This window comes from Zhihengliuella halotolerans (genome assembly GCF_004217565.1).
Lineage (GTDB): Bacteria > Actinomycetota > Actinomycetes > Actinomycetales > Micrococcaceae > Zhihengliuella > Zhihengliuella halotolerans.
Genome location: NZ_SHLA01000001.1, coordinates 218,877 through 230,965 on the forward strand (window position 1 = coordinate 218,877; position 12,089 = coordinate 230,965).

At 68.2% G+C, this 12,089-nt stretch carries 12 protein-coding genes; 7 read left to right on the plus strand and 5 right to left on the minus strand.

Annotated features, from left to right (window positions below; genetic code table 11):
• Positions 1 to 19 precede the first annotated feature (19 nt).
• Complete coding sequence (locus EV380_RS00935) at positions 20 to 1,027, minus strand: substrate-binding domain-containing protein (RefSeq protein WP_130448697.1); 1,008 nt, start codon at positions 1,025 to 1,027, stop codon at positions 20 to 22.
• A 94-nt stretch (positions 1,028 to 1,121) separates the two neighbouring features.
• Between EV380_RS00935 and EV380_RS00940 the strand changes: the two genes are divergently transcribed.
• Positions 1,122 to 2,213, plus strand: a complete 1,092-nt coding sequence (locus tag EV380_RS00940; protein ID WP_130448699.1) for a Gfo/Idh/MocA family oxidoreductase — start codon at positions 1,122 to 1,124, stop codon at positions 2,211 to 2,213.
• Positions 2,210 to 3,001 carry a TIM barrel protein gene (locus EV380_RS00945; RefSeq protein WP_130448701.1) on the plus strand — a complete coding sequence of 264 codons (792 nt, stop codon included), beginning with the start codon at positions 2,210 to 2,212 and terminating at the stop codon, positions 2,999 to 3,001. Before EV380_RS00940 ends, EV380_RS00945 begins: the two co-directional genes overlap by 4 nt.
• Positions 3,002 to 3,101: 100 nt before the next feature.
• Here EV380_RS00945 and iolB read toward each other — a convergent pair whose 3' ends face one another.
• On the minus strand, positions 3,102 to 4,007 hold the full coding sequence (gene iolB / locus EV380_RS00950; RefSeq protein WP_130448703.1) for a 5-deoxy-glucuronate isomerase: 906 nt from the start codon (positions 4,005 to 4,007) through the stop codon (positions 3,102 to 3,104).
• Positions 4,008 to 4,040: 33 nt separating this feature from the next.
• The gene (locus EV380_RS00955) at positions 4,041 to 4,814 is read right to left on the minus strand and encodes a GntR family transcriptional regulator (protein WP_130448705.1); all 774 of its coding nucleotides are present in this window, start codon (positions 4,812 to 4,814) and stop codon (positions 4,041 to 4,043) included.
• 210 nt (positions 4,815 to 5,024) lie between these two features.
• Between EV380_RS00955 and EV380_RS00960 the strand changes: the two genes are divergently transcribed.
• The 4 genes from EV380_RS00960 to EV380_RS00975 all read left to right on the plus strand — a co-directional run bounded on the left by EV380_RS00960 (position 5,025) and on the right by EV380_RS00975 (position 9,087).
• Positions 5,025 to 6,026 (plus strand): substrate-binding domain-containing protein, encoded by a 1,002-nt coding sequence (locus EV380_RS00960; protein WP_130448707.1) that lies wholly within the window; start codon positions 5,025 to 5,027, stop codon positions 6,024 to 6,026.
• The gene (locus EV380_RS00965; protein ID WP_130448709.1) at positions 6,023 to 7,084 is read left to right on the plus strand and encodes an ABC transporter permease; all 1,062 of its coding nucleotides are present in this window, start codon (positions 6,023 to 6,025) and stop codon (positions 7,082 to 7,084) included. The genes EV380_RS00960 and EV380_RS00965 overlap by 4 nt, the downstream gene beginning before the upstream one ends.
• Entirely contained in the window at positions 7,084 to 7,917 is an 834-nt protein-coding gene (locus EV380_RS00970) for an ATP-binding cassette domain-containing protein (RefSeq protein ID WP_130448711.1), read from the plus strand. Before EV380_RS00965 ends, EV380_RS00970 begins: the two co-directional genes overlap by 1 nt.
• An 81-nt stretch (positions 7,918 to 7,998) precedes the next feature.
• A complete protein-coding gene (locus tag EV380_RS00975) occupies positions 7,999 to 9,087 on the plus strand; it encodes a Gfo/Idh/MocA family protein (RefSeq protein WP_130448713.1) in 1,089 nt (362 codons plus the stop codon).
• 6 nt (positions 9,088 to 9,093) lie between these two features.
• Here EV380_RS00975 and EV380_RS00980 read toward each other — a convergent pair whose 3' ends face one another.
• Entirely contained in the window at positions 9,094 to 10,224 is a 1,131-nt protein-coding gene (locus EV380_RS00980) for a VIT1/CCC1 transporter family protein (RefSeq protein WP_130448715.1), read from the minus strand.
• Between the two features lie 106 nt (positions 10,225 to 10,330).
• Between EV380_RS00980 and EV380_RS00985 the strand changes: the two genes are divergently transcribed.
• On the plus strand, positions 10,331 to 11,131 hold the full coding sequence (locus EV380_RS00985) for a hypothetical protein (protein ID WP_130448717.1): 801 nt from the start codon (positions 10,331 to 10,333) through the stop codon (positions 11,129 to 11,131).
• Positions 11,132 to 11,175: 44 nt separating this feature from the next.
• Here the strand turns inward: EV380_RS00985 and EV380_RS00990 are convergent, their stop codons facing one another.
• A complete protein-coding gene (locus EV380_RS00990) occupies positions 11,176 to 12,051 on the minus strand; it encodes an inositol monophosphatase family protein (protein WP_130448719.1) in 876 nt (291 codons plus the stop codon).
• Positions 12,052 to 12,089: the final 38 nt, after the last annotated feature.

The following is a 12,089-nucleotide window of genomic DNA, read 5'->3' on the forward strand; positions in this document are numbered from 1 at the left end:
GTCACTTGATCTATTCGGGTTAGGGCGTGGTCGGTGTGGTGCTGCCACGAATAACCAACCGTGGCGCGTGTTCACTGCCGTCCCTCGAGGCGGTCGTGGCAGCGGCGAGGGCTGCGGTGGCGAGGGCGCCGACGTCCTGGCGCACGCTGGTCAGATCCACGTGTGCGAGTCGCGCGAATTCGCTATCGTCGAATCCGGTCACCGCCATCTCCTCGGGAACACGGAGGCCGGCCTGGTCGATGGCGCGAAGAGCGCCGAGCGCGGCCCGGTCGTTGAAGGCGAGCACCGCCGTCGCCCGCGTGGGAGCATCCTCGTGCTCCAGGTAGGCGTTCATCGCGTCGAATGCGGCCGTTTCGTCAGGGCCTGCCGCGAGGACTGCACCGGTGACGCGACCCTCGGTGCGGGCGACGGTGTGCTTGAAAGCCGTACGTCGCTGGGCCGCAGAGACGGCGCTTCCCCCGTCCAGATGCAGCAGGCGCCGGTGTCCCCGCTGGATCAGGTGATCCACGAGCGCTTCGATTCCTGCGGCTTCGTCGGTGAGGATCGAGGTGATGTCCCGAACCTGTCGAAGCATGCTGACCACAGGAACTTGTTCGGCCACCTGGGCCAGCGCTGCGGACGACAGATTGGACGAAATGGCGATAATCGCCTCGGTTCCCGCATCGGCCAGCGTGTCCAGGGCGCGCAGTTCGTTTCGGTGGGCACCGGTAGCGCCGAGGACGAGTTCATAGCCCGCCTCGTCGGCGGCGGCGTAGAGGGCATCGGCGAGTTCCGCATGCAGGGGCTCACCCAGGTACAAGGTCACGCCAAGGGTGCGGTTACGGTGACTGCGCAATGAGCGGGCGCGGGAATCCGGGCGATATCCCAACTCGGCCGCGGCGCGCTTGACGCGTTCGCGCGATTTATCGCTGGCGCCCTCGGCATCGCGCATCACGATGGACGCCAGAGCCACCGATACTCCGGCGGTATGAGCCACATCCGTCAGGGTGGGGCGCTTGCCTGGTCTCTTCGCCGAGGATTCTGGCACCGGAAAACTTTCTACTAGAACGTTCTAGACATCTGTCATTCAGTGTGGCACTCTTTCACTGACCAATCAATTAGAACGTTCTAGGAGTACACTCATGGCCTATCAATCCACCGCCGTGACCGTGCGCGAGCCGTTGCGTTTGGCCGTCATTGGCACCGGCTGGATCGGCGCCTTCCACGCCCGCACCGTGGCCGAGCACCTGAACGACGCCGTCTTGCACGCGGTCGCGGACCCGGCCCCGGGGCGGGCCGCCGCACTGGCGGCCGAACTCGGCTGCCCGAACTTCACCGAGGACATCGCCGATGTCTTCGCCGACGATCGGGTCGACGCCGTGATCATCGCGGCACCCTCCACGGTGCATGCGAGTCTCATCGCGCAGGCCGCCGCCGCGGGCAAACACATCTTCTGCGAGAAGCCGACCGCGCATTCGTTGACCGAGCTCGATGCCTCACTGGAGGCTGTTGCGCGAGCGAAGGTCGTGCTGCAGGTCGGTTTCAATCGCCGCTTCTCCAAGGACTTCGCACGTGCGGCACAGCAGATCTCCACCGGAGCCATCGGCACCCCGCAGCTCATGCGATCGCTCACGCGCGACCCTCAGGTTTCGGGCGGGCTGCCGGGCGCGGAAAAGATCCGCACTCACGTCATCTTCACCGAGACCTTGATCCACGACTTCGACACGCTGAACTGGTTGAACCCGGGCGCCGAGGTGACCGAAGTGCACGTCATGGCCGACGCGCTCGTGGCACCCGAATTCCGTGAGAACGGACTCCTGGACACCGCAGTGGTGACGATGCGCTACTCAAATGGAGCGATCGCGGTTGCCGAAGCGAATTTCTCCGCCAGCTACGGGTACGACGTCCGCGGTGAAGTGTTCGGTTCGTCCGGCATGGTGCAAGCCGGTCACCCGGCACAGCTGAGCACCGCCACCTTCGACGCCCAGGGCGAGCATCGGCCCACGGAACGGCTAAACATCGAGCTGTTCGCCGACGCCTACCGCGACCAGCTGGCCGTCTTCGCGCGCAAAGTGCGCGGCCTGCGGGACGGAACTCCGGGTGCCGATCTCGCGGTCCCGGGCGGCGGCGACGCGCGTGCGGCGCTGGCCGTGGCTCTGGCGGCGTTGGAGTCGGTCGAAAGCGGCCTGCCGGTGCGCCTCGACGCCGCAACGCGCCTGGCGGTGCAAGCATGAGCCGGTCGCTGTCCGTCTGCGCCGAAATGGTGTTCCTCGACCTGCCCTTCGTCGATCGCGTCGAACGTCTGCACGCGGCCGGCTTCGAAGTCGACCTGTGGGACGCGAGAGACAAGGACATTGAAACACTGCGCGGGACCGGAGCAGCCTTCGGCTCGATGACCGGCTACAGCGACGGCAGTCTGTGCGACCCTGATTCGGCGCAGCGCGTGGTGGACAGCGCGAGGGAACTGATCCCGGTGGCGCAGCGGCTGGGAATCGAGCGGTTGGTGGTGCATCCGGCACGGCTGATCGACGGGCAGGCGGCGTCCCCGCGGTACCGGAGCACTGGTGAGATGTGGTTGACCGCCCAGCGCACCCTGGACAAGCTAGCCGACCTCGGTGAACAGCATGGGGTGACGTTCCTGCTGGAGAACCTGAACACGGTGCTGGACCACCCCGGAATCCCCCTGGCTAGAGCCAAGGACACCCGGGCGCTCGTCGCTGCGGTGGACCGCCCGAACGTGAAAATGATGCTCGACCTGTATCACGCGCAGATCGGGGAGGGAAACCTCATCGAGCTCGCGCGGGACTCGCTGCCGCACATCGGCGGGATCCAAGTTGCTGACGTCCCCGGTCGTTGTGAGCCGGGGACCGGGGAAATCAACTACGGGGCTGTCGCAGGAGCCTTGAGCGCGGCGGGGTATTCGGGTCCGGTGGGCATGGAAGCCTACGCGAGTTCGGATTCCGAGGCGGCGCTGGCGGCTTTCGCCCAGGCCTTCGCCCCGTGGACCAAGGCCTTGGCGTAGGGATCGGCGCCCCGACGCGCGCCGTCCGGTGGCTCAGGACAGAACGACGCCGGCTCCCACCCCGCGCGAGGGTGGGAGCCGGCGTCGTCCTGGCTGTGTATCAGGCCGTGAACGGCAGGCGCGGGTCGATGTCCAGGCTCTCCCACGTCTGGCGGACCCAGCCGTGGTGCGGGTCGTCGGAGATGAGCCACTCGCGGACCGGGCCCGGCCCGGCCATGACGTTCAGGTAGTAGAGGTCGTACCCCGGCGAAGCCATCGCCGGGCCGTGCCAGCCGTAGGGGACCAGGACGACGTCGCCCGAGCGGACCTCCGTAGCCACGTCGATCGGGCGCTCGTCGGAGGCGTACACGCGCTGGTAGCCGTGCGAGTCGGCGGTGCCCGACGTCCGGACGGCCTCCGGCGCGTCGGCCGAGACGCGGGTCTCGAAGTAGTAGATCTCCTCGAGCTGCGTTTCCCCTTCCTTCTCCTCGTCGTGCTTGTGGGGAGGGTAGGAGGACCAGTTGCTCGACGGGGTGATGACCTCGCACACGATGAAGCGGTCGGCCTCGAGGGTAGCGGGCGTGCCGAAGTTCTGCACCTGCCGCGAGGACTGGCCGGCGCCGCGCAGCTCGACCGGGATGTCCTCCTTGCGCAGGTGGCGGACCGGAAATTCGGCCTTCGCCGGTGCGGACGCGATCGCGAGCCGGCCTCCGCCGCGCGCGGTGATCGTCGCTGCGGCCTCGATGCCGGTGTAGAGCACGTCGGCGGTGCCGTGGAAGACGGACTCGCGGCCGGCAAGCGAGTAGGTCGTCCCATCGACGGTGACGTCGTAGTCGCCGCTGAGGGGGATGACGATGCGCTCCTCGGGTGCGGCGTCGAGGGTGACGCTGTCCCCGTCGGCGAAGTCGCCGGCGCGTAGTCCGGTGTGTTTCCAACCGTCGACGACGGTCGTGGAGTCATGGGCGCCGAGCGAGCAGAACCAGGGGCCCTGCGGAGCCTGGCCGGCCCGGTAGATCCATTCAGTCACGTCTTGCCTCAATTCAGGTGTTGCCGGTGGTGGTCAGTGCTGCATGAGGGTCATCTCGAACGAGTAGCGGTCCGCCGCGTAGACGTGGTGTCCGGTCTCGACGGTTCTGCCCTGATCGTCCGTCGCTGTGCGCTCCATCGTCACGACGGCCTCGCGTGGGGCCATCTCCAAGAGCTCGGCCTGCTGGCGGGTCGCCAGCGCGGCGCCTATGCGCTGGTGGGCCAGGTGGAAGGTCACACCGAGCCCGCGCAGGACGTCGTACAGTCCGCGCGCGGCGAGGTCCTCCTCCTCGATGCTGCCGAACGTCGCCGGAACCCAGTTCTCCATGACGGCCAGCGGCTTGCCGTCCACCGAGCGCAGGCGCAGCATGTGGTACGCGTCGGCGCCGGCCTCGAGCCCGAGGCGCTCGGCCACGTCCGCAGGCGCCACTGTGACTCCGAACTCGATGACCGTCGTCGTGGGGTGCGATCCCGACTTCGTCAGGTCGTCGTGCAGGCTCGAGAGCTGCAGCGGTCGGCGCACATTCGGTGCCACGACCTGCGTGCCCACACCCCGCTTGCGCACCAGCAGGCCGGCGCGCACGAGCTCGTCCATGGCCTTGCGCATCGTCGGCCGGGACAGCCCCAGTTGCCGGGCGAGCTCGATCTCGTTCTCGAGCTTGGTCCCCGGCGGCAGTTCGCCCGCGTTGACGGCTGCCTCGAACCCCTGGACCACCTGGTGGTAGAGCGGTACGGGGGAGTCCTTGGAGATCTTGAGGTTCAGTGCCACAGCGCCACTCCCGCAGTTGATGTAAATGTGTCCTGACATTCTATCAACCAACATAAGTGAAGTACATCACCGATGGTTTCTACAATGTAAGTATGTCGTGACATTCTATTGACAATGTGATCTACGTCATCAAGGATGGTGGTCACCGGAACGCGAACTTGTTCCCGTCAACTCGCCGGCGTCTCACTGCCGAGACGCCGTTCGGGCGACCCTTCGCCTGAAACTGCTCATCGAATGAGGAAGTACGACATGAATCAGAACAGCTCCTGGCGCCGCCCCTTGGCCGCCGTACTACTCGTCCCACTTCTGACCCTCGCCGCGTGTTCGTCGTCGGGCGGGCGGGAGGTTCCAGCCGGAGACGACGCCGGTACTGCCGGCCAGACCGCCACGACCGAGGCGATGAAGATCGGTTTTGTCACCCATGCCGTCCCCGGGGACACGTTCTGGGATATCGTCCGCGCCGGCGCCGAGGAAGCCGCTGCCAAGGACAACGTCGAACTGGTCTACGCCTCGGATCCCGAGGGAGGCCGGCAGGCCCGCCTCGTCCAGCAGTACATCGACCAGGACGTGGACGGCATCGCCGTGACCATGGCCAAGCCCGAGGCCATGAAGGACGTCATCGCGGCCGCCGGCGCCGCCGGCATCCCGGTCGTCTCCCTCAACGCCGGTGAGGAGAAGGCCCTCGAGTACGGCGCGTTCACCCACTTCGGCCAGGACGAGGCAGTGGCGGGCGAGGCCGCCGGCACGGCGCTGGAGGAAGCCGGCGTCACACACCCGATCTGCGTCATCCAGGAGCAGGGTCACGTCGGTCTCGAAGCCCGTTGCGCCGGCATCAAGTCCGTGCTCCCGGATACCGAGAACCTCTACGTGCAGGGCACCGACATGACCCAGGTCGCCGCCACGGCCACCGCCGAGCTCCAGTCCAACTCCGACGCCGATGCGATCGTGGGTCTGGGCGGACCGTTCACGATGACACTGCTCGACGCCGCGAAGGACACGGGGGCGGACGTCCAGGTCGCGTCGTTCGATCTCAACGAGGAGCTGGCGGGCGCTATCGCCGACGGGGACGTGCTCTTCACGATCGACCAGCAGCCGTGGCTGCAGGGCTACATGGCCGTCGACTCCCTCTGGCAGAACCACCGCGGAGGCTTCGAGCTCGGCGGCGGGGTCGCCACGCTGACCGGCCCGAGCGTCATCGATTCCTCCAACGTGGAGGCCGTGCAGCAGTTCGCGGCGGAGGGCGTCCGATGAGCGCCGCACCGAAAACGGCGTCACCGGAGGTGCCACGGGTGGTCGACGAGCGGGTGGCCAAGCGCTCGGTCATCGGTCAGCTGATGAGTCGCCCAGAAGTCGGCGCCCTCGTCGGAGCGGTCGCCGTCTTCGTGTTCTTCTCGATCGTCGCGCCGACCTTCAGCCAGCCGACCTCCATCGCCACGGTCCTCTACGGGGCGTCGACGATCGGCATCATGGTCGTCGGAGTATCGCTGCTGATGATCGGCGGCGAATTCGATCTCTCGACCGGCGTCGCCGTCGTCTCCTCCGCGCTCATGGCCTCGCTGTTCAGCTGGTACTTCGTCACCAACGTCTGGGTCGGCGTCGTCGTCGCCCTGATCCTGTCGCTGGCCATCGGCTGCATCAACGGGCTGATCCTGATTCGCACCAAACTGCCGAGCTTCATCGTCACACTGGCCATGTTCCTCATGCTCACCGGGCTGAATCTGGCGCTCACGCGGTTGATCGGCGGTTCCGTCTCCTCCCCGTCGATCTCCGAGATGGACGGTTTCGGGGCGGCGAAAGCCGTCTTCGCGTCGACGATCCCCGTGTTCGGTGTGCCGATCAGGATCACGGTTGTCTATTGGATCCTGCTGGTGATCATCGCCACGCACCTGTTGATGCGCACCCGCGTGGGCAACTGGATCTTCGCGGTCGGCGGCGACCAGCACGCGGCCCGCGCCGTGGGTGTGCCCGTGGTCGGCACCAAGATCGGCCTCTTCATGGGTGTCGGCTTCTGCGCCTGGCTGCTCGGCATGCACAACCTGTTCGCCTTCAACACGGTGCAGTCGGGTGAGGGCGTCGGCAACGAATTCCTGTACATCATCGGCGCCGTGATCGGCGGCTGCCTGCTGACCGGCGGCTACGGCTCGGCGATCGGTGGCGCCATCGGCGCCCTGATCTTCGGCATGGCTTCAGCCGGAATCGTCTATGCGCAGTGGAACCCCGACTGGTTCAAGTTCTTCCTGGGGTTGATGCTGCTGCTGGCAACCATCGTCAACATGGTCGTGAAGAAGCGCGCCGAGAGGAGCAAGTGATGATCGCCTTCACCGGAAAACCACTGATCTCGCTCGCCGGCGTGGGCAAGCGCTACGGCAGCATCATCGCCCTGCGCGACGTGGACATGGACGTCGAGGCCGGAAAAGTGACCTGCGTCCTCGGCGACAACGGCGCCGGCAAGTCCACCCTCATCAAGATCATCGCCGGTCTGCACCGGCACGACGACGGCGATCTGCTGGTCGACGGCGAGTCCACCAGCTTCCACTCGCCGCGCGAGGCGCTCGACGCCGGCATCGCGACCGTCTACCAGGATCTCGCCGTGGTGCCGTTGATGCCAGTGTGGAGAAACTTCTTCCTCGGCTCAGAGCTGACGCGTCGCATCGGGCCGCTCAAACTGCTCGACGTGGAGCGGATGAAGGAGATCACCCGCAAAGAGCTCTCGGACATGGGAATCGACCTGCGGGACGTCGAGCAGCCGATCGGCACGCTCTCCGGCGGCGAGCGCCAGTGCGTGGCGATCGCCCGCGCGGTCTACTTCGGGGCCAAGGTCCTGATCCTGGACGAGCCGACCGCCGCTCTCGGTGTGAAACAGGCCGGCGTCGTGCTGCGCTACATTCTGCAGGCGCGGGACCGGGGCCTCGGCGTCGTCTTCATCACCCACAACCCGCATCACGCCTTCCCGGTGGGGAACCGGTTCCTGCTGCTCAAACGGGGCCGGTCGATCGGGTACTACGAGAAGGACCAGATCCATCTCGACGAGCTGACGGCCCAGATGGCCGGCGGCGCCGAGCTCCAGGAACTCGCCCACGAGCTCGAGCAGATCGGCGGACACACAGAGGAGCTCCGGACCATCCGGACGGATGCGACCTAGCACCCCTGCCGGAGGCCTCCGGGCCGCCGGCAGGGGGACTCCTTCCCGGCCTTCCGGCCGGTTCCCTCACGAAAGGCATAGATGAAAACTCTCACCCTCGGATTGGTGGGCGTCGGCCGCATCGGTCAGATGCACGCCCGCAACCTCCTCGCGGTCGGCGAGGACCTCGCTCGGCGAGACGTCCGTCTTGAGATCGTGCTCGCCGACGTGGCCATCGACTTCGCGCGCACGGTGGCTGCCGACCTCGGCGTCCGCGCCGCCGACAGCGTCGAGGACCTGATCGCCTCCGGCGTCGACGGCCTGCTGATCGCGACCGGCACCGCGACGCACCCGGAGCTGATCCGAGCGGGCGTCGCCGCCGGCGTGCCGGTGTTCTGCGAAAAACCGGTGTCCTCCGACGTCGTCTCGGCGCTGCCGCTGCTGCGCGAGATCGAGGCCGCCGGCGGTGTGGTCCAGATCGGCCACCAGCGGCGGTTCGACGCCGGTTACCTCGCGGCCAAGCGCGCCTATGATTCCGGAGACCTCGGTTGGATCCACGGCCTGCGCGCCGTCACCGGTGACATGTTCCCACCCGCCGTCGATTTCCTGGCCACTTCCGGCGGCTTGTTCCGCGACTGCTCCGTGCACGACTTCGACATGCTGCGCTGGCTGACGGGGCGGGAGATCGTCGAGGTCTACGCGCGCGGCTCGAACAACGGCGATCCGGCGATCGGATCGGTGGGCGACGTCGACACGGCGCTCGCCGTCTTGACGCTCGACGACGGGACGGTCGCGACGGCCTCCGCGACCCGCTACAACGGGGCCGGGCACGACGTGCGCCTGGAGATCCAGGGGTCGAACGGCTCGATCGTGGTCGGCCTCGACGACAAGAGCGCCCTGCGCTCAGCCGAGCCCGGCGTCGGCTTCCCGGCCGGCAGCCCGCACACGACGTTCGCGGAGCGCTTCCACGACGCCTACGTCGCGGAGCTCGCGGCGTTCGTCGAGGTGGTGCTGGGGGAGCGGGTCAACCCGTGTACGCCGTTCGACGCCGTCGCCGCTTCGCTGGTCGCGGACGCCGCCCAGCTGTCTCTGCGCGACGGCGCCCCGGTCCGGGTCCCCTCGCTGGCCGCGGTGATCGACGGCACCGAGCAGCCGCTGCCGGCCGTCGGTCTGGTTCCCGCCCGCGACTAATAGGAGCTAGGCGACCGACGTGCCGAACGCGAGGCCGAGGACGTACGTCACGGCCGCCGCGCCCCAGCCGATCGCGAGCTGGCGCAGCGCACGCTTGCCGGGCGACGCGCCGGAGAGCAGCCCGACGACGGCGCCCGTGCACAGCAGGGCGACGCCGACGAGAGCCACCGAGAGCGCGACGGCGGCGACGCCCGACATCCCGAAGAGGTACGGCAGGATCGGGATGACGGCACCGGAGGCGAAGAACAGGAAACTCGACGTGGATGCGCCGAGCGCCGAGCCGATGGTGTCGTCCTCGTCCTGCTGCGTCTGCTGGTGCCCGTCCGGGTGGAATGACAGCGACGGGTCGCAGTCGCACGTGAAGTCGCCGAGGCGCTCGCCGGCTCGGTGCTCGGCGTCGGCCTGCGACATCCCGCGCGCCCGGTAGACCAGAACGAGCTCGTTGTGGTCGAGATCGAGGTGCGGGGCCGCCGACAGGGTGACCTGCGTCGGCCGCGAGGCCGACATGAGCTCGCGCTGGGAGCGGACCGAGACGAACTCGCCGGCGGCCATCGACAGGGCGCCGGCGAGCAGGCCGGCGATGCCGGAGAACAGCACGACGGCGGTGGAGACGCCCGTGGCGCCGATGCCCATGACGAGGGCCAGGTTGGAGACGAGGCCGTCGTTCGCACCGAACACCGCGGCCCTGAAGTTGCCGGAGAGGCGCTTGCGCCCGGCCGTGGCGAGCGCGCGCACGACCTCCTCGTGCACCATCTCGTCAGCGGCCATCTGGCGGGTGGCGTCCTGGTCCTTCACGTACGGCGAGTTGCCCTCGGCGCGCTGAGCGAGCGCCAGCACGAAGACCGAACCGAAATGGCGCGCCATGAACCGCAGCAGGGTACGGCGCACGGACGGGCTCGACGGCCGGTCGGCGTGCTCGCCGAGCATGCGCCGCCAGTGTTCCTCGTGGCGCTGCTCCGCCTCGGCCAGGCCGATCAGGATCGCTTTCTCTTCGCCGCTGCGCTTCTCGGCGAGTGTCCGGTAGACGGCGCCCTCGGCGCGTTCGTCGGCCAGGTAGCGGCGCCACCGCCGGATATCACCGGCGCTGGGCGTGCGTCCGAGGGAGCCGGAATCGTTCGGCGGCGCGTTGTGACTCATAGGAGACCAGTGTATTCGCCGGAAATTACCCCCATGGGATGATGAACCTTTTGGACCCGGGCGCATAAAGTGAGTACGCAACCACTCGTGCGCTCAGGAGGCCACCATGACCGAAAACCCGAACGACCCGAAGAACAACCCCGCCTCCGAAGGCGACAACCCGCAGCAGCCCGTCACCCCGCCGAATCCGGAGGCACCGGCCGAGCCGCAGGCCACCCCCGCTCCCGACGCCGCCCAAGGCGGCTGGCCGGCGCCGCCGGCGGGCAACCCGCAGCAGGGGCCCTACGATCAGGCCCCCTACGCTCAGGCGCCGGGAGCATCGCCGTACGGCCAGGTCCCGCAGCCGCAGAAGGCCAGCGGCATCACGATCACCGCGATGGTGCTCGGCATCGTGGCGATCTGCATGTCGCTCATCCCGTTCGTGCACTACGCGGCGTTCGCCGTCGGCGCTGCGGCCGTGATCGTCGCGATCATCGCCCTCGTCAAGAAGCGCCACCGCAAGGGCTTCGCGCTGACCGGCCTCATCACGGGCGTGCTGTCCCTGATCATCGCGGTCGTCTGGTCCATCGTGGTCGTTGCCGCTGTCGGTTTCCTCGGGGAGGCGGTCGGCGAGACGGGGAACTACACGTTCGAGGCGACGTCCGTGGAGCCGGCCGAGGTGGCCCTCGTGACCACGGTGGACGACATGACCACCGGCATGCAGACTCTCTCCGGCGGCGAGACCCTGAGCGAGCAGGTCGAGGCCAACACGCTGATCGGCTCGGTCACGATCACCAACGCCAGCGGCTCCACGGGTGAGATCGCCTGCCGCATCCTCGACGAGGCGGGGAGCGTCGTCTCCGAGCACTCGGCGTCCGGCTCCGGCGCCGAGGCCGTGTGCTCCGTCGCCGAGAGCATGATGCAGTAGCAGCACCGCAGCACCGGGCCGCTGAACGCGGCCCGCGCGGCGGGTTACCGGGATTTGCCCCGGTAGCCCGCCGCTCTGCGTCCGGCCATGATCCGCTCGACGACGGCGGTCGCCGTGGCCGCGTCCGCGCCCGGCCCGTGGGCCAGGTACGTGGGGGCCTCGTGTGCGGGCCGGGTGACGTCGTCGTACTCGAAGGCGCGGTACGTGCCACCCGACTGCGTGACGAGGAACGCGCCGGCGGCGACGTCCCAGGGGTTGGTGTCGAACCCGAGCGTGATGTCGGTCCAGCCGGCGGCCACGTGGGCGAGCTCGAGTGCGCCCGAGACCTTGCGGCGCACGGTCGAGTAGGCGGTGACGAGTTCGGCGAACGCTTCGAGGCACACGGAGCCGTCCGTGGCGATGTCCTCGGCGGAGGGGAAGTCGGTCATGACCGACCCCTGGCGCTCGTCGGCCGCGGCGACGGGGCGCAGCGGGGCGCCGTCGAGGTACGCGCCGTCGGCGTCCGCGGCGAACATGAGGGACGCGATCGGGTCGTAGACGACGCCCGCGACAACCTCGCCGTCGACGGCGGCCGCGATCGAGACGCAGAAGAACGCGACGCCGTGCGCGAAGTTGCTGGTCCCGTCGATCGGGTCGATGATCCACTCGACGCGGCCGGACCCGTGCACGCCGCCCTCCTCGCCCCGGAACCGGCTGTCCGGGACTGCGGCGGAGAGTTGTTCGGTGATGCGGCGTTCGCTGGCGTGGTCATACTCGGTCACGAGGTCGTGGTGGTTGCGCTTCGTGTCGGCTGAGAGGCCGGACCGGAAGGCTTTGCGCAGCAGATCGCCGACACCGCGGGCGGCGTCTTCTGCACTCTGGCGGAGGTGAGCGGATTCTTGGACGGAGGCGGGCGAAGGAGAAGAAGTCTGCTCAGGCACGAGACCACCCTATCGGCTTCTGTGCGGCCGCGGCAGAA

What these genes read in the sequence shown, in the direction of transcription:
- EV380_RS00970 (WP_130448711.1), top strand. Translation starts at nt 7,084, where the DNA reads ATGATCGCCTTCACCGGAAAACCACTGATCTCGCTCGCCGGCGTGGGC.
- EV380_RS00960 (WP_130448707.1), top strand. Translation starts at nt 5,025, where the DNA reads ATGAATCAGAACAGCTCCTGGCGCCGCCCCTTGGCCGCCGTACTACTC.
- EV380_RS00980 (WP_130448715.1), bottom strand. Translation starts at nt 10,224, where the DNA reads ATGAGTCACAACGCGCCGCCGAACGATTCCGGCTCCCTCGGACGCACG.
- EV380_RS00955 (WP_130448705.1), bottom strand. Translation starts at nt 4,814, where the DNA reads ATGTCAGGACACATTTACATCAACTGCGGGAGTGGCGCTGTGGCACTG.
- EV380_RS00940 (WP_130448699.1), top strand. Translation starts at nt 1,122, where the DNA reads ATGGCCTATCAATCCACCGCCGTGACCGTGCGCGAGCCGTTGCGTTTG.
- EV380_RS00945 (WP_130448701.1), top strand. Translation starts at nt 2,210, where the DNA reads ATGAGCCGGTCGCTGTCCGTCTGCGCCGAAATGGTGTTCCTCGACCTG.
- EV380_RS00965 (WP_130448709.1), top strand. Translation starts at nt 6,023, where the DNA reads ATGAGCGCCGCACCGAAAACGGCGTCACCGGAGGTGCCACGGGTGGTC.
- EV380_RS00975 (WP_130448713.1), top strand. Translation starts at nt 7,999, where the DNA reads ATGAAAACTCTCACCCTCGGATTGGTGGGCGTCGGCCGCATCGGTCAG.
- EV380_RS00985 (WP_130448717.1), top strand. Translation starts at nt 10,331, where the DNA reads ATGACCGAAAACCCGAACGACCCGAAGAACAACCCCGCCTCCGAAGGC.